Here is a 19,813-nt window from a genome sequence, read left to right as displayed (position 1 = left end):
CCTGGTCATTTCTGCAGATGGTACCGGCGTTACTGGAGGGGAGGACATGCAGAGGAAGCGTCGCCGGCGCGTCGGCTGGGTGATGGAGTCTGTGCTGATCGCCCTGTGTCTGGCGATCTTCGGCGTCCTCTTCTGGATCGCCGTAGGTTGAACCCGCCCGGTCCCGTGCCGCAACCTTAGCCGAGACATCTGCGTTCAGACTCGCCTGACAGGGGAGGTCTGGAATGACGCAAACGTCAGTGATCGAGCGCGCTTTGGAGTTGGCCGACAGCGGCAACTTCCGCGTTCCCAGCGAAGTGCGCAGGGCTCTTTTGCGGGAAGGCTACACGCAGTCAGATGTGTTCGGGCTGGAAGGCAAGGCCACGTGGCAACAGCTTCGGGAACGGTGCGGGAGCGCCGCCAAGCAGAAGGCCGACAATCACAGCTGATGGCCGATTAGGAACCAGATCCTGCACAGCCTGTTGGCCTGATATGACTGGACTTGGTGGATACCTGCTTGCGGCGCTCGACAGCCTCTTCAAACGACTGACCGGGAACGAGCGCCTGCTCTAGCGAGCGGGACTGTCACGCTGCCGTAAGCAGCACGGCTACGATGATCAGGATGACAGCGACGGCCCCGGCCATCATGCACAGCCGCACACAGCGGCAAGGCTCGCGCTCGCTGGCGGATCGTCCGTGGGGTTCGGGCGGCAGGGCGAAGGCCATCTCCGCGACCGCCTGATCCGAGACGCCGCGGCGAACGGCGAACCCGAGCAGCCGTTCCGTCCATGGCGGCGGCGCCCGGTCCCGCATCACCCATTCCAGAAGGACCAGCGACAGGCCCAGCACGACAAAGCCCGAGGCAGGCACTAGAGCGCTCATGTGCTGGACCGCGAAGGCCCGGCCGGGGAAGACGAACGACAGGCCGCGCGCCACCAGAATGAGCGTCGAGGCGAAGAAGAAGCCCCGCACCGCCCAATGGGCGGTGATCTTGGTGTGATAGGTCGGCCCGAGCAGGCGGAACACCTGGCTTAGCACCGCCCCGGCCGACAGGAAAACAAGCCCCGTCGCCAGAACCATCCAGTCGTGAGCGGTCATCGCTGTGTCTCCTTCAGAACCGCGTGAAGCGCCGCATAGACCAGGCGCTTGGTGAAGCCGAAGAAGCCGCGAGGGTCGTTCGCCGCGATCCAGCCCAAGGTCATCGCCACCCCGCGCATATCGAGCGCGGGAACGACGGCGATCAGGCTGGGCGTGAACGCTTCGGCCAGAATGGGACCGGCTACGACGCCGAGCCCCAGATGCAGCCACGCCTTACGCTGGGCCAGCGGATTGCCGGCCTTGGCGGAATAGGCGGTGACAAGACCGACGGCGCCGAAAAGCACGCCGCCGCACAGGCCCCAGAACGCGGGGAAATCCCTCGGGTCGAGCATCCGCCCCTCCAAGAATGTCGGCCATAGGTGAGAGGCAGCCGACGCTCAGGGCGCGGGCTTCAGGGGACGAACCGGGTTCGTCAGTCTTCGGGGGCAGCCTCAGGCGCGGGCGGCGGCTGCAACGCCTGGACGCGCGCCTGAGCGGCGGACAGGCCGCTTTCCATCGACGTCACGATGCGCTGGAGCATTTGCTTCGTGCCTTCTGCGCCGGGCGTGCCGAGAGGGCGAGGGAGGTCGTCTACGCTGGCGGCGATGGCGGCCTTCAGGTCAGACAGGAAGGCAGCTCCAGTCTTTCCTTCCAGCAGCGCGACCGCAGCGTTGGCGGATGGCAGGCGCGCAGCCTTGGCGGCTTCAGCGGCTGCGGACATTGCGGCCTCGGCGGCGGCCAGCTTTTCGGCGTCGGTCAGTTCGGTCATTGGTTGTTCCTCTCAATGCTTGTCAGCGCCGGGGCGGCCACCCGCACCGGGTCCGCGGCGGGAGGGACCTCTGCGAGAGCGCAGGTAGGCGACAAGGCCCACGACGGCTGCGGCGACGGCGAGTGCGATCACGATTTCCATTTCAGGCTCCTTTGGGTGGTTGATGAGATGGTGGCGCTTTCGGCTCAGGCGGCCGAGTGGGTCAGGGTGTAGCGATAGGTCGCCGTGGTCGTGCGGCCCGTGACCGTGTCCCTCACCATGCAGAGGAACACGACGCTCTTGGTTTCGCCCGAGGCCACCGTCTGGTTGATCTGGGTCGCCGCGCCCGTCGGACTGGTCGCGGTGGCGCCAGTGCTGCCGGCGAAATAGCCCCACTGATATTCGTAGAGGCCAGACCCGCCTGTGACCTCAACGGTGACTACCGTCGAGGTGTAGGTCCCGGGCGTCGTCACCACCCTGCCGCTGGTCGGCGGGTTGCAGACGGCTACGAAGGGCGCGTTGATGGTGTTGTCGAAGACGTAGGGCAACGAGGTCATACGGCCCTGAAGGCCGTTCGTGGTGTTCATGGCGCCGAGGGCGACCCCGGTCGGCCCCCACCATTCCAGCAGATTGTTGGCCGCGCCGAACGGAGCCCCGTAGGCCACCACCCGAACCCGGCCGCCGACGACGGTCTGCATCGTATCGGTCGCATCGTCGAAGACGGTGCTGTCGCCGAAGTAGATCTGCTCCGCGCCGAAGGCCACATACGAGCCTCCCAAAGCCGATACAGCCTCGATGATCGCAGGCTTGCTTCCTGACGCCGCCGACTTGATGCGCCAAGAGGCGATGGTCTGCTGGTTCTCCAGATCGACGATGGCGAGAGACTGCTCGGCGACCGTCGCAGCCAGCACCGTGGCCGAGTAGTCATCCGAGAAGTCAGCCGCCACGGAACCGAAGTTGACCTTGATGGCCCAGACGGGAAGCACCCCGCCTGACGGTGGGACTACGACTACGCGAAATCCGGTCGTGCCAGCCGGTGCGGTCGAGGGCGCTGTTGACCGGCGACGGACATCATAGCCAGCGCTGCCTGCCAGGACGAGCGCGCCTTCCATAAGCCCGCTCGGCGTCACATATTGAAGGCGGACATGCCCGCCGTCGCCCAGCGGCGAGGCCACGAAACCAAGGCTGTGCTGATCACCGGCCGCAGCTGGATAGACCTGCGAGACCATATAGCCGTAGACGACGAAAATCCGGCCTGCCAGACGGTCGTCATCTACATAGGACGCCGGGCTGCCCTCCTTGACCCAGCCCCTGAAGTCATCCGCGCCGCTGGGGTTGTCGATCAGGTTGGCCCGGTGTCCCGCACGCGCCGAGACCTGACTGATCGCCTCCGCCCGCGCCGTCACTTCATTGGCCAGAGCGTTTTCGAGGTCGATGATGTCGGCTTCAGTGTGCGCAGTCCGAGCCGTCAAGGCGTCGACCGAGGCGACGCTGGCCTTGTTTTGCTGGAGGTCCAGATCGACCGACTTCAGGTTTTGGATCTGGCTGAGCAGAGAGGGAGCGCCATCGCGAGCGGCCTGAACCTCCCCCTTCAAAGTGTTGTATTCGCTTAGGGCGACCTTGCCGTTTTCAAGATCGACCAACGCCAGCGCTTGGGTCGCGTTGACAGCCTCAACATCATCGATGCGTAGCCGCTGTGCGTTCAGGGCCTCGGAAGTGGCCTTTTTAGCCTCAAGATCAGCGGTGACCTGTTGCAGGCCCGTGATATCGGCCTCAAGACTCTCTGTCCGCACGCTCAGCGCCGAGACGGCCTGCACGCTGGCCTTGTTCTGCTGGAGGTCGAGATCGACCGCCTTGAGGTTTTCGATCTTCGCCAACAGAGACGGTTGACCATCACGGCCAGCGACCACTTCACCCTTGAGCGTGTTGTATTCGCTCAGTGCGACCTTGCCGTTCTCGAGGTCCACCAGTGCGAGAGCCTGCGTCGCGTTGACAGCCTCGACATCGTTGATGCGGACGATCTGTGCGTTCAGGGATGCGACCGACGCCTTATTGGTCTCCAGGCTCTGTGTCTGCGTCTCCAGAACGCCAGCCCGATTATCTAGGACCACTATGTTGCCGTAGAGGGTTGCGTCCGCCGCCTCCAGATCAGCGCGCGCCTGCCCGAGCGTACTGGATAGTTGCGCGTCCGCCGCCTCCAGATCGGCACGCGTCTGCCCCACCAGCTCCGACACGTTGAAGATGTCGCCGAACGCCGCCTCGATGTCGTTCCTGATGCCGACGATGGTCGGGGCAGTTGGGGTGATGTCGCCCGCGATCAGGTCGCCGGCCGTGTACGGTCCCTTGATCGTCTTTGGCGACGCCCCGTCATCGGCAGAGCGATAGCTCAACGCGACCCAGAACACTTCGCCTGGCGACAGCTCATTGACCGGAATGCGCAGCTGGCCGTCGTTGATGGTCACCGTCTTCGCGACGCGCCACGGACCGTCAAACGAAGGCCCTATCTCAATAACGAGGTCTTCGGCGCGGACGTTGTCGATGTCGATCACGACTTCCGCGCCGGGCGCCGACACGCCTTCGGGCGAGGGCGGAACGATCACCACATCAAAGGCGCCGGGATCGGGAGCGTTCAGGTCATGGCGGGCAGACAGCGCGGGCGTCGGCGAGGGGTTCGCCTGCTGGCCCAGAGCCCAGGCGACCTTGCCCGGAGTCTCCGAAACGAACACCACATAGGGCGTATCCGTCTCCGGATCGTAGTCACGATCCAGCACCAGCATATCCATGCCGTCTAACAGCAGGCCGGGCTCATTCACGGTAAACACGTCGCCCGGCTCAAGCTCGCGGCAATAGGCCTTCAGGGGCCAGCGGCCTGCGATGCCCTCGCGGCTATGGGCGATATCCAGGGCGCACAGTTCCGCCGCCTGCTTGGCGTTCGGCACATAGGGATAGTCGCGCTGATCGGATCGGACACGGCCCCGATCCTCTTCGACGTAGACGCTGGAGCTTACCGGCGCGGAGGGCGCCAACTGCCACTCATGCGCCTCGCTCAGATAGCGCGGCGTCATGGTGTTGTAGCGGTTCAGAACGTTGGCCGCGGTGTCCAGTTCGATGGGACCAGCGGTGTCCGCCGCCGAAATCGTCATGACCGGCGACTTGGGCGCGCCGCGCGTGACGCAGCTGACCAGACCCGCACGACGGCTGATGACCGCCCCGGCCGCCTGCAGCATCCCGGCCCGGACCTCGGACTTGCTTTCGTCCGAGCGCGGATAGGCCGCCAGGGTCCATGCGTTGGCGTCGGCCACATTGGCCGCGCGGGTATAGGCGCTCCAGTCGATCCCGGCGGGCGAGACGCCCAGTCCGCCGACCACCTTGCCGTTCTCGCGCAGGCCCAGGCACCAGTTCAGGTCCGCGATGGCCGGGTTGGTTATGGTTCGATAGGTCGTGCGGTCGTTCAGACGGCACGGCCCGGAGCCGCCCGGCATGGTGCTGTCGTAGCGATGATCATAGCCCTTGATCCCACGCAGGACGGTGATCGGGGCAGGCTCGCCCTGCGGATAGACGCTGAACTTGGAGTCCATGCGCAGCGTCCACATGAACGCTGCCTTGCCGGACAATCTGTGGTTTGGCCCCCAGTTAGGGAGGGTTTGATAGGTGATCGCGGCAGGCGAAGTTAGCGCGGTGTCCGGCTGTTCGCCCAGACGCCGCTGCATCCACATCTCGCCGCCATAGCGCCCTGTCGCCGCCTCTCCGGCGAAGCCGATGGGTTCGCGGTCAGCGGTGAAGCCAAGATAGGCGCTGATCGGGCCAGCACCCGACAGGACGGTGACGATCCCCTTGTATTCGTTATCCTTCCCGAACGTGTTCTTGTAGACGATGTTTCCGGCGACGCCGATGCGGTCGCCGATGGCGAACGGGATGCCGGCGTTGGGGTCCGCCAGCCATTCGCCCGGCGCGCGACCGCCCACGTCCGGTTTCATCAGCACCGAAGCTGCGGTCGACAAAGCGACCGAACCGGCCACGTTGACAGCGACCACGGTTGCGACCTGACCGGCCGTTGCAGTTCCGCTCCCTACGGCGACGAAGGCCGCCTTGACGAAGGCCCACGCGGCCGCTGCCATCTCAGCCATGGGCGACCCTCCAGGCGATCACGTCAGGGTGCGATAGGTCGGGCTTGCCGACGCCGCAGATGACACGGCCGTCCGGCGTGGGGCCGAATGCCAGGGTGCGCACGGCGCCGTATTCGTGCGCGACCGATAGGGCGACGCGGAACGGACCGTCCTCACGGCTGGGTCCGGCGATGATGTCGCCGGGCCACGCCATGGCGGCGCCGATGCGCACAAAGCCCAGCGCGTCGACAGCTTCAGCCAGATCGGCGAAGCCCAGGCCCTTCAGCGCCTTGGCCGCACCCAACTCCGAGCGATACCGCACCCCCTTCAACAGCGGGGTGCCAACGCCGAGCTTGTGCATCGAATGGCCGACAAGGCGAACGCAGTCCGCCACGCCATAACGCAGTTCCTTGCCGTCGAAGCGCGCCATACAGGCTCGCACCGCCGCCTCCCGGCGGATTGTCTCGCGGGCCATCAGAACAGGTGCGCCATGCCGCCGTCGAAGTGGCCGCCGCCAGGGCGCCCGCCGCCGCCGCTATACGAAACTGAGGGCTTGCGGATGCGCCAGAAATCCTTCTGCGTAACGCCGGTGACGTGGACGAGGCCCAGCTCGCCGGGCCAGACGGACTGATGGAAGGAATGGCTCAGCCTACGTTCATCATTCGGCTCGAGCGCACGCGCCTCTTCTGTGATCAGCTCGACCCGAACCGCCCGCGTCTCTTCGTCGGCGACCAGGACGGCATAGTTGATCTCGCCTCGGAACAGCAGTTCGACGCCGAAGACGCCGCCGGTGTCCGTGTCGATGGCGCCTTGCGTGATGGTGATCGGCGCGCCCTGCGTCCTCGGATTGGCCAGCACCTCAATGGCCTCGGCCGTGGCCGTGCGCAGGACGAGACTGGCCGTGGTCGCCTCGCTCTTCACGCCGTCGCTGATGGGGCTGATCTTGTCGATGGCGCCGAAGCGGTCATCCCGGCCGAGATAGGTCTCGCCCGCGATGACGGCCTGCCCGCCGTTCAGCAGACGCAGGGGCGCCGCCCCGTCGGGCAGTTCGCCGCGCACAGCCGTAAAGGTCCGCGCCGGTTGCCCCAGCGCGGCTTTCAGGATCGGGTCCATGGGAACCTACTCTTGCTCTTCGATGCGGAAGTTCACGGCGGCCGAGCCAACGTGCGCGAAGTCCTTGATGGAGACCCCGCCCTCGATGGTGACGAAGCCCTCGATCACCGGGTCGGCCAGCCGGACGGGCGCGTTCAGCGGCGCGCTGCGCCGGATCATCGGCCACAGCTTCAAGATGGCGGCGCCGTTGAGGTCCGCCGTGACCTCGCCGTCGACCAGATAGAGGAAGTGCTGGACGCCGATGACGAGGTTCATCCACTTTCCGTCGGGAATGACGACGCCGGGCGTCAGGCCCGCGACGTTGAGCGACGTGCCCTGCTGGCCGCCCAGCGCCACGCGCGGTGCGCCGTAATCGCGATCAGGCGAACCCGGTTCGCGAACGGCCATAATCACGGTATTGATCTTGCCCTTCGCGAGGATGAGCTTGACCTTGGCTCCGCACGTCGCCGCCGCCATGGCCGGGATCGAGACATCGAAAGCCCACCGGTCACCGGTCCGGGCCAAGGGCAGCAGCGGCCCGCCCCAGGCCGGGCGCTGCGTTGTTCCGGCGGCGATCTGGACTTCCTGATAGTCGGTCTGACGAGGCAGCGGCGGCAGTGTCAGCCGAGCCATTACCGCCGCGTCCTGTAAATGGACTTGCGCTGCTGTTCGGCTGAGGCGCTGGCGACCTGAGCCACAGCGCCCGCTTGGGCCATTGCAGCCTTGCGGTCCATGTCCCGCAACAGCTCTTCGGTCATCACCGCGCCCTCGAAGTTGTTGTGCAGATGCTGTTCGACGATGATGGGCTGACGCCCAGCGCCTTCGCCGCGCTCCATGGCACGGGCGACCTGGGGCAGGAGCGTGGACGCCACAACGCCGCCCCTGGCGTATCCCGGCAAGCCCCGGCGCATGGCCTCGACAGCAGCCACGCCGCCGGCGCGCGCGACGTCCCGCTGCGACCAAACCACCTCGCCCCTGTGGACGACGCCTGCCGGATCATTCACGCCGCCGGGGCCGGTGTAGCCGCCGGATGAGAAGCCCGGCAGGAACGAGGTTGCGGCGGATGCGGCCACGATCTGTGCGGCCATGGCGGCCCCCGCCGCCGCGCCAGCAGTCACGATCGAGGCTGCCATCGTCGTTCCGGCAGCCGCGCCTGCTGTGACGATGGCCGGTGATACGACGGCCGCATGGGCGGCGCCCTCTGCAGTCCCCGTAGCCACAGCATCGACTCCGCCGAACACCGCGTCGAAGATCTGCTCCCCCGCCTTCTGCATCATCGTATCGGCGAAGTTGCCGAACTGATTGGACAGGAAGCCCTGCAGGTCGCCCGCCATCGCGGCGCGGATGCCGTCGCTGAACGCCGAGGCGAACAACTCGCGGTGTTCGCCGTAGGTCGCCGCTGTCCGCTCCCGTGTGACCTCCTCAGTCGCTCGACGCTCCGCATCGGCAGGCTTCAGTCCGTAACCCTCGGCCTGATAGGCCTTGGTGCGTTCACGGATTGCCGCCTGGTCCTGCAGCTCCTTGGTCAGCTGGCGGTTGCCGCTGAGTTGCGCAACCGCGAGGCGATGCTCCTCGCGGGCCAGATCGAGGCCGCGTTTGGCCGCATCCACGCGGGCGGACTGAATGGCGGCCAGCATGCTTTCGGCCTTGGCGATGGCGCTCGTCTCGTCGGCCGTCACCTTGGCCAGCGCTGCCACCAGCTCCCGCTTCTCGACCTCTTCCTCAATCGCGCGGACCGTCGCCCAGTTCTCGTCCAGGCGGGCGATGTCGAGGTCCCAGCCGCGCTTCAGCAACCCTTCTTCGCGCTCCATGGCGCGGGCGCGGGCTTCGTCCAGCTTGGTCTGGACCTCGCTCGAAATGGCCTTCGCCTGCGCCGCCTTGAACCCGGCGTCTTCCAGCTGACGGATGCGAGCCGTGATCTCGGCCTGACGCTCCAGCTCGCGGACCTTAGCGACCTGCTCATCCAGCTGCGCGACTTCCAGCGCCGTCTGCGCCTTCAGGTCCTCCAGCAGGCGTTTGCGCTGTTCGGCGGCCTTGGCGTTCTTGCCCGCGTTCTTGTCGGTGTATTCGAGCGGCGTTGTCGCCTGAACGACCGTCTCCTGCGCAGTTTCGGCCAGCGCCCGATAGGCCTTCTCGGCTTCCTCTGCCTCGATGCGCAGGCGTTTGAGGTCCGTCGTCTCCTGGACGGTATCAATCGGGTTGCCGTTCGGGCCGATCTGGGTGGGCCGCTGTTCTTGGGGCAGGAGTGAGAAGCCCGCCGGAATGCCGCCCATCGAAAGCGATTGGGAATAGGTTGTGACTGGTTTCGACGCGACCTCAGCCTTCGCGTCCAGATAAGCGTTCCGCTTCATCTGCGCCTTGAGGCGCTCCTCAGCCAGCAGGGCGTCTATCTTCCGGCGAATGCTCGCCGTCTCTTCATCATTGGCGGCAGCCAGCTTCCTGACCAGCTTCTCCAACTCGCTAGTTGCAGGCGCGATTTCAGCCTGCGCCTTGGCGTGGGCCTTGGCGGTGATTTCTGCGGTAGTCTGGGCTTTGGCCAACATGACCAGGCCAGTCACCAACCCAGCAACGGCTAGCGTCGCGAGGCCGACAGCGTTGGCGCTTAGCGCGGCCTGAAGAGCCTTGACGGCCCCCTCCGCGCGCGCGGCAGAGATCGCGGTGCGAACCATGCCCTTTTCCGCTGCCAGCCACGACGCGACGTAGTTGGTCCCGATGAATATCGCCAACGCCTGCGCGGCATCCAACAGGACGCCCATGTTGTCGCCGAGGAAAGCGACGCCCTTGGTCGCCAACTCCAGCGCAGCGATAGCCGCAGCTGTCCCGCCCTGATCGGCCAGCTGCTTAAAGGTGTCGCCCGCCTGCCGCTGCAGATCGTTCAGTGATTTGGTCAGGCCCGTGTTCACGGCCTTGGCCGCGCCATCGACCTGGGAAGAGAGGTTTTTGAGAACGACCTGCTGCGCCTCGGCGAACCGGCCCGCCTTCATGTGAGCCTCGGCCCGCTTCAGCTCGGCCTCGGTCAGGGCGAAGCCCCGCTTGCGCAAGTTCGCAAAGCCCTCAATCGGATCGTCCAGCGCCCGCGCCACAGCGTCCAGATTGGACTTCAGGTCCCCGCCGAACACCGCCGCCATGTCGGTGGCGACCTCAATGGCCTCGGTGAACTCGCGCCGACCGATCGACGTGAAGGTCGCCAGCTGCGCCGCTGCGTTCTGAATTTCGGTGGCGCTTCGTCCTGTCTCTTCTTCCAGCTCTCGCGCCCAGGAAGCGATCTGCCCGTACGACAAGCCCGCCGCGTGGCCGGTCGTCTTCAAAACGGCTTCCAGCCGCTTGGCGGCCTCTTCGCCCTCCCGGAAATCCTTCACCAGCTGGGCGGCGCCAAAGCTGACGCCGAGGGCAGCCAAGGCTGAAGTGGCCATCAGCGCCGAGCGACGGATGCCCATCGATGCGCCATCGACGCTCTTCTGGATTTCCGCCATGGACCGCCGGGTCTCCGCCTGGGCGCCATGCAGCGAGCGGTTCATCTTCTTGATGGTCGCTTCGAACTGCGTCGCGTTCGCCTCAATGCGAACCAGCAGCCGATCAATCTCTTCGGCCATGCACACCGCCCATGAAAAAGGGCGGCTCCGAAAGAACCGCCCGTTACACCTTCAGACTGCCTGCCGGTTACGGCTGCACATCCAGCCCCAAACACAGCCGCGCGTGCTCACGAATGAATCTCGTGCTGTCCTCGATCTCCGCTAGTGAGCGCGAGGCGTCGCCGACCTCACTACCCACGCGCAGATAACCGTCTCGATAATAGAAGTCGCGAAAGCCAACGTACCCGCCGAAAGCGTTCTTGCCGTTGAACGCTCCGCACACCACTCGTGGCTGCCCGTCCTGCCGAACCACTCTTACGTGTCTAAACTCTGCAGAACCCGGGTCTCGAAGCGTGTCTTTCACGGCCTCTTTCGCGTCCCGGATGTCCAGCGCCGAGCCGCAACCTGCGAGAAAAGCCAACGACAAGATCGCGATCTTTTTCAAAGAACCCTCCGCTCATTCGCAGGAGCATATTTTGGCGGCAGCCCTCGGGGAAGGCCTAACTCCGCGCCGCCTTCACCGCCGCCTCAAACTCGGCATCGGACGGCGGGCCTTCCTTACTCTCCGCGCCCTGGGCCTTCAGCCAGCCGTCATAGGCTCGCATCAGTCGCCAGATCGAGGTTTGCGCGACCGCTTCGGGCGAGAGGCCGATGGCGCCGCCAATGGCGTAGAAGTTGCCGAACCGGAGCTTTCGTCGGGGGAGCGGTTCGTCTCCCCCTCCATCTCCCCCTTCGGCTTGTCCTCGTCAGGAGCGCCGACCAGCGCGGCGGCGATGATGGACAGGCACAGCGGCTTCAAGGCCAGGAAGTCGCCCGGCCCAGCGTATCGCTCGACCAGGCCCAGCGCCTTGAACTGATCGACGCCGCCGCCGATGAGCGCCAGGCGCAGCGTCTGCCGCAGGTCCGCCAGCCGCCAGCGACCTTCCGAGATCCGTTGATAGATCTCCTCCGGCCCTGCATCGGTCAGTTCCTGAAGCTCCTCCAACTGACCGATGGTCAGCTGGAAGTCATAGACGCTGTCGCCGAACGGGGCGCGGGCCTTGGCCGAACGGCTCATTAAGGAGCGTCCGCGCCGATGGTCGGCTCGTCGGCCTGCACCATGTTCATCGAGCCGGTGGCGTAGCCGCGAGCTTCAGCCTCGACGCTGAACGATTGCAGGATGTAGGCCCCGGCCACGCGCCACATGCCAGCCTGACGCACGCGCACGTTCACCGTCTGACCGACACGCTGCATCCACGGCAGCATCGAAGAGGCGTGGACCTTAAAGCCACCGCCAATGCTGCTGTCGGTGCTGTCGACACGCCGCACGATCTTGTCGGGCTGGGAAGGGTCGTCGCAGCGGGGAATGCTCTGCTCGGTCACCGACGCAGTGCGCTCGAAGGAGCGCGAGCCGTTGATCATGCAGTCGTGCGCGAAGACCTCGGGGTCAGCGCCATCGCCGATTTGGACAAGGATCGACTCGCCCGAGACGACCTCAACGTATTCAGGTTCCGCCATAGCGGTTCTCCATGTGAAAGCGCCGCCCGGTCAGGGGCGGTTCAGGGTTGAGCGGTTGCTCGGGGATCAGGCGCGAGGCGCCAGCCGGTAGCGAAGGTGGATGGCGACGCGGCTGGTCCGCCGGTCTGCCTCGCGGGTCGAAAGCACCCGCTCCACTTCGTGAATGACGACGGTGAAGCCGGGCACCGCGATCTTGTCGTTCAGCAGCTTCACCAAGGCCGCTGCGATCCGCTTTACTTCGGGCCAGCCCACAGCGCGCGACCAGCAGTCCAACTGGACGGAGATCGCCACCAGGTCGTGGCATTGGTCGCCGTCGTCGCCAGACGTCATCGGGCCGAACGACACATATGGGAAGAGGTCGTCCGAAACCCGCCCGGTCTCGTCCGCCGGGACCTGGTCATAGATGCGCTTGCCGATCAGCCCATCCATGACAGCCGATCCGCGCACCGTGGAGTTGATGGCGCCCTGCAGCTCCAGTTGTCCGTCGATCATTTCTTGCGAAGCTCCCGCGTCACGGCGCTGGCGATCCGGCGCTTGATCTTCGGGCCCAAGGTCCGGACGACCGGGTAGAAGTGGGGCACGGCCGGCACCTGCGTTCCATCCTCCGCGACGTGCCCCAGCTCGACACGCGGAGCTTTCGGCCGCCCCTTGCTGTCCTTGGCGTCGCTGATGACGACGTAGGAGATATCCCCCAGCCGCCCTTCCTCCTGGTAGATGTGATCCACCAGCTTCTGGTCGCCGTCTTCCCCGTCATCACGCGGGGCGATGGATTTCATCGTCGCGACCATGTCCTCGGCGCCCATGAACGCCTGCTGGCCGGCGCGCTTGCGCACATTGGCGGGCATAGCGGCGAACCGGGCCATCAGGCGGTTGAGGCCTTCGATGTCCTCGCTCACGTCGCGACCCCGCTCTCCAGCTGCATCAGCAGCCACGTCCGGTCGCCGTCCATGTCGCCGATGAAGCGGATGTTGAAGACGCAGCTTGGATCTCTGGCGTCCACCACACGGTCGCCGGTCGTGATCTGACGCGTCCCGCTGTCGTTCCTGACCCAGCAGTCCCAAAGGGCCTTGCCTGCCACGCGGCCGGCCTGAACATCCTCGCCGCCGCGCGTCGGGGTCAGGCTGGCGGAGCGCTCGATACCCAGGTCGGCGAAGTCGCCTTCGGGGTTGCCGTAGCCGTCGTCGCCGTCGATCGGCCGGCGCTGGAACTTCACCCGATGGCGAAGGTCGCCGGCACCCTTAGGCTTCGGCACTGGTCTTCTTCGCCTTCGGCAGCGATCCGCCCTTGCGGCCGTTGCGGTCGTGGTCGAGCGGGTCCGGGGCGATCTCGACCGCCTTGCCCGCCTTCACGGCAGCTTCGCCGCATTCCCGGCGGACTGTGTAGGCGCCGTCCTTCTCGGCCCCGCCAGTCGGAGAGAAAGCAATCAGCACGCGCGGCTCTTCGCTCGGCGTGTAGTCATAGGGTTCGGTGAAGCGAACGCGCATGGCGGGTCTCCTCAGACGCGGAGCCAACGGTATGGATCGACCAGAAGGCTCGCGGCCCTCGGCAACACACCGTCGTCGCGGTTTTCGTAAAGGGCGCCCAGCGTCAGAAGAGCGGACGCCTTGAAGGCAGCGACCGGGATGTCCCCGGCCGGGACCGTGGCGATGTTGCAATATTGCAGGACCCTTGAGACCGCGGCGTCAGCGTAGGTCTCGATAAGGGTGTCGTCGTCATCGTGATCGACGCGCAGGTGCTGCTTGGCCTCGGCCAGGCTGAAGAGCGGGCCGGTCTCGGTGACGACGACGTTGAGCATGGCTCAGTCCTTGGTTTCGGTTTTCAAGCCGAGGTTCTTGGCGACCGCTTCGGCGCCCGACAGCGTCGGATCGTTGAAGTCGATGCGGTTCTGGTCCTCGGTCGTGCCAGCGCGCGGGTCGGAGTCGACGGCAGGGTCATTCGGATCAACGTCCGGCACGGACTGGATCGGAGCGCCCGACGGCGCGAACTCGGTCGCCGGGGCGATCTTGGCCTCGGTCTTCTTGTCTTTGGTCTCGGTCATATTGGCCTCCTGAGCCATGTGGGTTCCCCGACTTGCCAGAAGGGGCGCAGCACGCCCGCTCGGGAAAGCCGGGACCGGCGTGAACCGGCCCCGTCAGTCTGTCGTGATGGTTAGGCGGCCGCCGCCACCTTCAGGGCCCGCATCGGCTCGGGGTTGTAGACCCCGCCGCCCACGCGCTTCGTCGTGTAGAAGTGGACGAAAGGCTTGTTGGTGTAGGGATCGCGCAGCACGCGGATGCCGACGCGATCGACCACGAGGTAGGTCGCTTCCATATCGCCGTAGAGGGCGGCGATGGAGTTGGCGGCCACGGCCGGCATGTCCGGCACCTCGACGATGGTTTCGCCCGCCAGCGTGGCCGGCTGGCCAGCAGCATAGGACGGCTGCCACAGGTAGTTGCCCTGACCGTCCTTCAGCTTACGCATCGCAGCCTGAGAGCCGCGGTTGGTGTAGAGCTTCGCGTTGGCGCGGTACTCGGTCGGGATGCTGTAGAACAGGTCAATGAACCCGTCCGAGGTCAGCTTGGCGGCGTCGCCGCTGCTGACGGTCTGGATGGCGCCCCAGGGGTGGCGAGCGGCGTTGGCGGCCCCTTCCACGTAGGTCAGGATGCCGTGCGGCTTGTTCGTGCCGTCGCCCGACAGGAAGGCGATGCCCTCTTGGCGCGCGAACTCGGTTTGGACCTCATCGGCCAGCCAGGCTTCCAGATCGATGGCCGCGTCGTCCAGCAGTTGTTGAGAGATCGCCGGGTTCGCGTAGATTTCACCCAGGGGGAAGTCGAGCGAAGCGATCTGCGGCGTGCTGGTGGCCGGACGGGCGGCCGTTTCCCCAACCCAGCCGCTGCCGACGGCGCGATCAGTGAACAGCTTCTTGAAGCCGTTCGTGGTGATCGAGATGACGCGGGCGTTCGCGCGGATCGGCGAGACCTGCTTCAGCTTGCCGGTGATGGTGCGGTCCCACTCGACCGGGGCCAGATAGCCGCCGTCCGCGTCGGTGCCCTTCGTCATGGCGGCCTGGATCTCAGAGCCGGCGTTGTCGCCCTTGCGCATGTGAGCCTTGAAGGCCTTCACATACTCAGGATCGCCTTGCAGATCGCCGATGATGTTCTCGCCGGCAGGGCCTGCCGCGATCTTCGCGTTGAGCTCGTCGATGGCGGCTTGGAAGCCGTCGACAGCGGCGTCGATGCGCTGGACCTTCTCGTCCAGGACAACGTCGGCCTTGGCCTTCAGCTTCTCGTCGTTCGCCTTCTTGAACTCTTCGAAGGCGGCTTGGAGCTGGCCGATCATGGCCTTGGGGTCCGACGCGTCGGCGCGCACGGCGCCGCACAGGGCGCGCGGAGCGGCGCCCAACAGATGGGTCTTCATGGTGTGGTCTTTCTGTTGAAGCGCCTCAGGCGCGAAGGGTAGCCAGCAGGCCGACAATAGACGCCGATAGGCCTTGGTCGCCGGGTTCGGCGGCTTCATCAGGGACAGATTTGCCCGTGATTTTGAGAATGCGGTCGCGCGCCTGGGCAGGCGTCAGTCCCGCAGAAACCAGCTGTAGCTCCATCGCGCGGAGCTCGTTGACGCGACGATCTTCAGCCTTCGCCTTGTCATCGGTCGTGATCTTGTCGGCCGCCAGCAGGGCGTCGGCGAAGCCGCGCTCGATGGCCTGCGAGCCGCTCATGAAGGTCTCGGCGTCCATCCATTTGGCGATGTCTTCGGACTTCTGGCCGGAACGCGCCGCGTAGACATCCACCATGGCCGCGTCGAACGGCTCCAGGAACTCTGCCGTCTCCCGCATGTCGTGGCGGTTGCCCACGGCCAAGACCCAGCAGTTATGGATCATCAGGAACGACGCCGCGCCAATCTCGACGGTGTCGCCGGCCATGGCGATGATCGAAGCCGCCGAGGCAGCCATGCCCATCACCTTGACCGTCACGTCGTGCGGATGCTCCCGCAGGACGTTGTAGATGGCGATCCCCTCGAACATGTCGCCGCCGGGCGAGTTGATCTGGACTTCGACAGGACCGGCGATGGCGCGGAGCTGGCTGGCGACCTTCTTCGCCGTCACCCCGCCGCCGGACCAGAAGTCCTCACCGATGATGTCGAACATCGTAATGACGTTGTCGCCACGCTCGAGGGCACGGATGCCTGCCGCGTCGTCCGACCACTTGTCGAACACCTGGGGCTTGGTGAATGCGTGAACATCGCGGGTCGCCGGTTGCGGCATGGCCGCCGGGCGGGTCTTGGCGAAGACCCGCAGGTTACGCTGGCTCATCTTCGCCTCCTTTCGATGGGGTTGGCGGCGCGCCAAGCCCCTTGCTGATTTCGTCGCCGCCTTCGACAGCGGGCATGTCGTTGAGACGGCGGACCTCGTTCTGGCTCATCCAGCCGGGCTGGCCGCCTGCTCCGAGCGCCTTGGCGAAGAAGTCGCCCTGATCCTTGGTCGAGCCGCGCAACAGGGCGCCCGGGTTGAACTTGACGGAAAACTGATCCTTCTCAGCCCCAACAAGAAGCGATCGTTCGGCCGCCTGTTGCCAGGCCTCAAACCACGGCCCCAGGGCGTACTGGACAAAGAACTGACCCAGCGCCTGAATGCCCGAACCCCAGCTCGTCTCATCGACCATGAGCAACGGGCGAGGCACGCCAGTGACGCGGGCGATTTCCTCGACCTGCATCTTTCGAAGTTCGGTCAGCTGCGCGTCCTTGGCGTTCTGCGCCATGGTCACGTAGTCCATCCCCTCTTCGAGGATCAGGTTCTTGCCCGCGTTCTGAGCGCCCTCTTTCTCGGCAAGGCTGGTCTTGAGCCGCTCGAAGGCGGGGTCAGACAGCTTGCCAGGATGCTTCAGGGCGCCGCCGATAAACGAGCCGTTCTTGAACAGACGCCCAGCCGCCAGCTCGGCGCTGAGGGCGAGGCCGATAGCGTCCCGAGCCTGCTTGACCAAAGAGAGGCCGTTGAGGCCGTCCAGAGACAGGCCGCGCAGGTGAAACACCTCCTCCGGCCGCAGCGTCCGCTGAACGCCCTGCGGCGGCTGGTAGCGATAGCTGACGCTCCAATCGGCGTTCTGGACCGGTTGAACGTAGTCGGGGTTCAGGGGGACCAGGCGGACGATCTCGTCACGGCCGGTCCTGATCTGCCGCGACCGGACAATCAGGGCGTAAGCGTTTCCCTTGACCAGTGCACGCAGCTGCATCAGCGAACGGAAGTCAAAGGCCGTCTGCCAGTTGTTCGGCTCGCGGTGAAGGATGCGGAACAGCGGGTGATCCGCCTTCTCCTTCGTCTCCTCGTCAATAACGTGGAGCGGCAGCATCCCGATCGCGTAGCTGATCAGGCTTACCGCCCGGAACATCGCCGGATTGCGAAGCGCCGTCTCGGTGTTGACCGTGGCGCCGGACGCGGCCGTCAGACCGTCGCGCAGAAATTCCTGCACCATCGGGTCGTTGAGCGCATAGAAAACGGCCCCATCGCCGACATCGGCGCGGGGCGCGGTTGCTTCGGCCTGCTGTTTCGCCCCGAAGGGCCAGAGACGGGCGAGATCCATTCCGCCTCCTTCAGACCATCAACAGGCCCCGCCGTTCATAGACGGACGGGCCTGTAGCTTCCGGATTGCGGCTCATCAGCATGGCCGCGTTGAACAGGGCGACCAGGGGGTCAATCTTGGCCCGCCCGGCGCTTTCCTTCGTGATCAGCACGGCGCCGCCGCGGACCTGCGCTTTCGCGTTCCCGACACACCAGGTCATCATCCGACGCCCGCCGTGGCGGAACGTTCGGTTCTTCAGCTTGATCTCCAACCCCCAGGACGCCGGAGACAGCGCCGATCCCTGGCGAATGGACGAGAGCAGGTCGCCCTCGATCTTCCGAACCGCCAGCTCGTCAATCAGGGCGGCGATCCCGAACGGGTCGAGGCCGATGCCGTACTTCTCGGGGAACAGGCCGGCTGCGAAGACCTGCTCCAGAATGTCCGCGGCCTCCCGGATGGGCTGAAGCGGATCATCACAGATGACCAGATCTCCGTCCGCCTCGAACTCCCACAACTGGGTCGCGATGTCCTGCCGCCGTTGCAGCACGTCGTCGTGGGCCCAAGCCCGCGACCACGACAGCCAATCGCGCGTGTCCCGGCACCGACCGATGAGGCCCAGCCCCATCAAGTCGTCCAGTCCGCCGCCGTCAACACCGCCGACCACCACCTCTGATCGGGCCAGCAGCTCGTTGAGCGTCAGCGTTTCGTCGGCAGCTCCTGGCCAGTGGTCTGCGCCGGCCCAGCGATCCTGCGCCAAGCGGAGACCGATCTCGACATTGAGGTGCTTCGAGAGAAAGACCTGAAGCTCACCGCCAGTGGCGTTGATGACCTTTTTCAGCTCATCGACCAGCCAGTTCAGGAAGACAGACCGCCCCATGTTCGGGTTGGTGATGTAGAAGTTGGCCGGGTCTAGATAGGCCTGCGCCTCAATCATCGCCTCCGGATATTCATAGATCAGGGGCAGGCTGGCCGGATCATGAATCCGCCCGTCGCGGACCCCACGAAAGTAGTCCAGCTTGGTCTTGAAGACGCCGGCGGGCGCTTCATCCGACTGGGTGCTCGCCCAGATCACGAACCCTTCCGGCCTCGAAACAAGGCCCCCGGTCGCCTCCCTCAGCATGGCGTCGGCCTTGGGGCGCTTGCCGAAAATCCACAGCTCATCAACGAAAATGAACCCGGCCTTCTTGCCTCCGACCGTGTCCGTGTCCGCCGCGACGACCTTCAGCACCGCCTTCGTTGTTCGGTGCGTAATGGTCCGGGTGTGCTCCTGGATGTGCATCAGCACGACCAGGTCTTCGTCCTCCAGGATCATGTCCCGAGCAGGCTCGAAGGCGTTGTTCGCGATCTCCAGAGTCGGCGCCAGGATCAGCAGCTGGGCCGAATGACGCCAGTTACGAACCAGGGCGGTCACCATGATCCCGGCCGCAATGGTCGACTTTGAGTTCTTCTTGCTGATCAGCAGGAAGAACTCGCGGATCAGGCGCCGGCCGCTGGCCGCGTCATAAGCGCCGAAGATCGCGCGAACGAAATCAAAGACCCACTCCTCGCAGGCCTCGCCAAAGGTCGGCTTGCCCGGCGCATCCACGATGCGCAGCGACTTGAAGACGCGAAGCGCCTCCTCACCCTCATCAACGAAGAGCGGTGCGGGCAGCAAAGAGCGCCTGGACACGATCCTCTCGCGCCAGTCCAGGCAGGCCGTCGACCACTCCATGGCTTACTGCAGCTTCGGCGGGGCCGGGGTCGCGAAGATGCCGCCGACGCGCTCGGCGGCTGCCTGCCGCTCCGCCTTGATGCCCAAGGCGGGCGCCTTCTCTTCGCGCTGACGAACCCGGTTCGCCGCCGCCTTCGCAGGCCCCTTGCCGAACTCCTCTCGGATGTACCGCGCAGCGCCGACGTTTCCGGCGATCGCCTTCCGCCACATCGCTTCGTTCAGCACCGCCTGGGCGAGGTCAGCCCCTTCCTCAAGCTCCCGAAAATAATACTTCCTGAGCGTCGGCTCGCTGAGCCCGATGCGGCTGGCGATCACTTCCACCGTCAGGCCCGAGGCTTTCAAAACCGCAATGTTTTCAGCGATTTGCTTCATCCAGCGATGCCGTTTCCGCCCGCGCCGGTCCTTCGGCGGCGTCCACGGGTCTCCCCACAGATCGACATCGCCCTCGTTTTCATCGCTCATCGGAAAAAAATCCCTGAGTGAGGGGGGCGCCGGTC

Annotated in this window: 23 protein-coding genes; 1 reads left to right on the top strand and 22 read right to left on the bottom strand. The window is 65.5% G+C overall.

Annotation, left to right across the window (positions count from 1 at the left end; all coding sequences use genetic code 11):
* Nucleotides 1-224 precede the first annotated feature (224 nt).
* Nucleotides 225-428 carry a hypothetical protein gene (locus PIB44_RS14490; RefSeq protein WP_278069907.1) on the top strand — a complete coding sequence of 68 codons (204 nt, stop codon included), beginning with the start codon at nucleotides 225-227 and terminating at the stop codon, nucleotides 426-428.
* 136 nt (nucleotides 429-564) lie between these two features.
* Here the strand turns inward: PIB44_RS14490 and PIB44_RS14485 are convergent, their stop codons facing one another.
* The 22 genes from PIB44_RS14485 to PIB44_RS14380 all read right to left on the bottom strand — a co-directional run bounded on the left by PIB44_RS14485 (nucleotide 565) and on the right by PIB44_RS14380 (nucleotide 19,778).
* On the bottom strand, nucleotides 565-1,077 hold the full coding sequence (locus PIB44_RS14485; RefSeq protein WP_278069906.1) for a hypothetical protein: 513 nt from the start codon (nucleotides 1,075-1,077) through the stop codon (nucleotides 565-567).
* Entirely contained in the window at nucleotides 1,074-1,409 is a 336-nt protein-coding gene (locus PIB44_RS14480) for a hypothetical protein (RefSeq protein WP_050796573.1), read from the bottom strand. The genes PIB44_RS14485 and PIB44_RS14480 overlap by 4 nt, the downstream gene beginning before the upstream one ends.
* A gap of 80 nt (nucleotides 1,410-1,489) precedes the next feature.
* Nucleotides 1,490-1,825, bottom strand: a complete 336-nt coding sequence (locus tag PIB44_RS14475; RefSeq protein ID WP_278069905.1) for a hypothetical protein — start codon at nucleotides 1,823-1,825, stop codon at nucleotides 1,490-1,492.
* Nucleotides 1,826-2,010: 185 nt separating this feature from the next.
* Nucleotides 2,011-5,931 carry a phage tail protein gene (locus tag PIB44_RS14470; protein ID WP_278069904.1) on the bottom strand — a complete coding sequence of 1,307 codons (3,921 nt, stop codon included), beginning with the start codon at nucleotides 5,929-5,931 and terminating at the stop codon, nucleotides 2,011-2,013.
* Nucleotides 5,924-6,385, bottom strand: coding sequence for a DUF6950 family protein (locus tag PIB44_RS14465; protein ID WP_278069903.1), 462 nt, complete (start codon nucleotides 6,383-6,385; stop codon nucleotides 5,924-5,926). The genes PIB44_RS14470 and PIB44_RS14465 overlap by 8 nt, the downstream gene beginning before the upstream one ends.
* Nucleotides 6,385-7,023: a hypothetical protein gene (locus PIB44_RS14460; protein ID WP_278069902.1), complete on the bottom strand. Its 639-nt coding sequence runs from the start codon at nucleotides 7,021-7,023 to the stop codon at nucleotides 6,385-6,387. The genes PIB44_RS14465 and PIB44_RS14460 overlap by 1 nt, the downstream gene beginning before the upstream one ends.
* A gap of 6 nt (nucleotides 7,024-7,029) precedes the next feature.
* Nucleotides 7,030-7,635: a hypothetical protein gene (locus PIB44_RS14455; protein WP_278069901.1), complete on the bottom strand. Its 606-nt coding sequence runs from the start codon at nucleotides 7,633-7,635 to the stop codon at nucleotides 7,030-7,032.
* Nucleotides 7,635-10,595: a phage tail length tape measure family protein gene (locus tag PIB44_RS14450; protein ID WP_278069900.1), complete on the bottom strand. Its 2,961-nt coding sequence runs from the start codon at nucleotides 10,593-10,595 to the stop codon at nucleotides 7,635-7,637. Before PIB44_RS14450 ends, PIB44_RS14455 begins: the two co-directional genes overlap by 1 nt.
* A gap of 67 nt (nucleotides 10,596-10,662) precedes the next feature.
* Entirely contained in the window at nucleotides 10,663-11,019 is a 357-nt protein-coding gene (locus tag PIB44_RS14445; RefSeq protein WP_278069899.1) for a hypothetical protein, read from the bottom strand.
* A gap of 159 nt (nucleotides 11,020-11,178) precedes the next feature.
* Nucleotides 11,179-11,631: a gene transfer agent family protein gene (locus PIB44_RS14440; RefSeq protein ID WP_278069898.1), complete on the bottom strand. Its 453-nt coding sequence runs from the start codon at nucleotides 11,629-11,631 to the stop codon at nucleotides 11,179-11,181.
* Nucleotides 11,631-12,071, bottom strand: a complete 441-nt coding sequence (locus PIB44_RS14435; RefSeq protein WP_278069897.1) for a phage tail tube protein — start codon at nucleotides 12,069-12,071, stop codon at nucleotides 11,631-11,633. Before PIB44_RS14435 ends, PIB44_RS14440 begins: the two co-directional genes overlap by 1 nt.
* 66 nt (nucleotides 12,072-12,137) lie before the next feature.
* Nucleotides 12,138-12,563 carry a DUF3168 domain-containing protein gene (locus tag PIB44_RS14430; RefSeq protein WP_278069896.1) on the bottom strand — a complete coding sequence of 142 codons (426 nt, stop codon included), beginning with the start codon at nucleotides 12,561-12,563 and terminating at the stop codon, nucleotides 12,138-12,140.
* Nucleotides 12,560-12,967 (bottom strand): HK97 gp10 family phage protein, encoded by a 408-nt coding sequence (locus tag PIB44_RS14425; protein ID WP_112999599.1) that lies wholly within the window; start codon nucleotides 12,965-12,967, stop codon nucleotides 12,560-12,562. The genes PIB44_RS14430 and PIB44_RS14425 overlap by 4 nt, the downstream gene beginning before the upstream one ends.
* A complete protein-coding gene (locus PIB44_RS14420) occupies nucleotides 12,964-13,323 on the bottom strand; it encodes a head-tail adaptor protein (protein WP_278069895.1) in 360 nt (119 codons plus the stop codon). Before PIB44_RS14420 ends, PIB44_RS14425 begins: the two co-directional genes overlap by 4 nt.
* Entirely contained in the window at nucleotides 13,310-13,555 is a 246-nt protein-coding gene (locus tag PIB44_RS14415) for a hypothetical protein (RefSeq protein ID WP_278069894.1), read from the bottom strand. Before PIB44_RS14415 ends, PIB44_RS14420 begins: the two co-directional genes overlap by 14 nt.
* 11 nt (nucleotides 13,556-13,566) lie before the next feature.
* Nucleotides 13,567-13,866, bottom strand: a complete 300-nt coding sequence (locus PIB44_RS14410) for a head-tail connector protein (RefSeq protein ID WP_278069893.1) — start codon at nucleotides 13,864-13,866, stop codon at nucleotides 13,567-13,569.
* Nucleotides 13,867-13,869: 3 nt separating this feature from the next.
* Nucleotides 13,870-14,109 (bottom strand): hypothetical protein, encoded by a 240-nt coding sequence (locus PIB44_RS14405; protein ID WP_278069892.1) that lies wholly within the window; start codon nucleotides 14,107-14,109, stop codon nucleotides 13,870-13,872.
* Between the two features lie 110 nt (nucleotides 14,110-14,219).
* Entirely contained in the window at nucleotides 14,220-15,467 is a 1,248-nt protein-coding gene (locus PIB44_RS14400; RefSeq protein WP_278069891.1) for a phage major capsid protein, read from the bottom strand.
* 25 nt (nucleotides 15,468-15,492) lie between these two features.
* Nucleotides 15,493-16,362 (bottom strand): head maturation protease, ClpP-related, encoded by an 870-nt coding sequence (locus tag PIB44_RS14395; protein ID WP_278069890.1) that lies wholly within the window; start codon nucleotides 16,360-16,362, stop codon nucleotides 15,493-15,495.
* Nucleotides 16,349-17,626, bottom strand: a complete 1,278-nt coding sequence (locus PIB44_RS14390) for a phage portal protein (protein WP_278069889.1) — start codon at nucleotides 17,624-17,626, stop codon at nucleotides 16,349-16,351. The genes PIB44_RS14395 and PIB44_RS14390 overlap by 14 nt, the downstream gene beginning before the upstream one ends.
* Nucleotides 17,627-17,636: 10 nt before the next feature.
* Complete coding sequence (locus tag PIB44_RS14385) at nucleotides 17,637-19,274, bottom strand: terminase large subunit (RefSeq protein ID WP_278069888.1); 1,638 nt, start codon at nucleotides 19,272-19,274, stop codon at nucleotides 17,637-17,639.
* A gap of 45 nt (nucleotides 19,275-19,319) precedes the next feature.
* A complete protein-coding gene (locus PIB44_RS14380; protein WP_278069887.1) occupies nucleotides 19,320-19,778 on the bottom strand; it encodes a hypothetical protein in 459 nt (152 codons plus the stop codon).
* Nucleotides 19,779-19,813 lie beyond the last annotated feature (35 nt).

The organism is Brevundimonas sanguinis (assembly GCF_029636725.1).
In the GTDB taxonomy this organism is placed as follows: domain Bacteria; phylum Pseudomonadota; class Alphaproteobacteria; order Caulobacterales; family Caulobacteraceae; genus Brevundimonas; species Brevundimonas sanguinis.
Note: the sequence above shows the minus strand (reverse complement) of the source record. Positions and strands in the feature narration are given on the sequence as shown.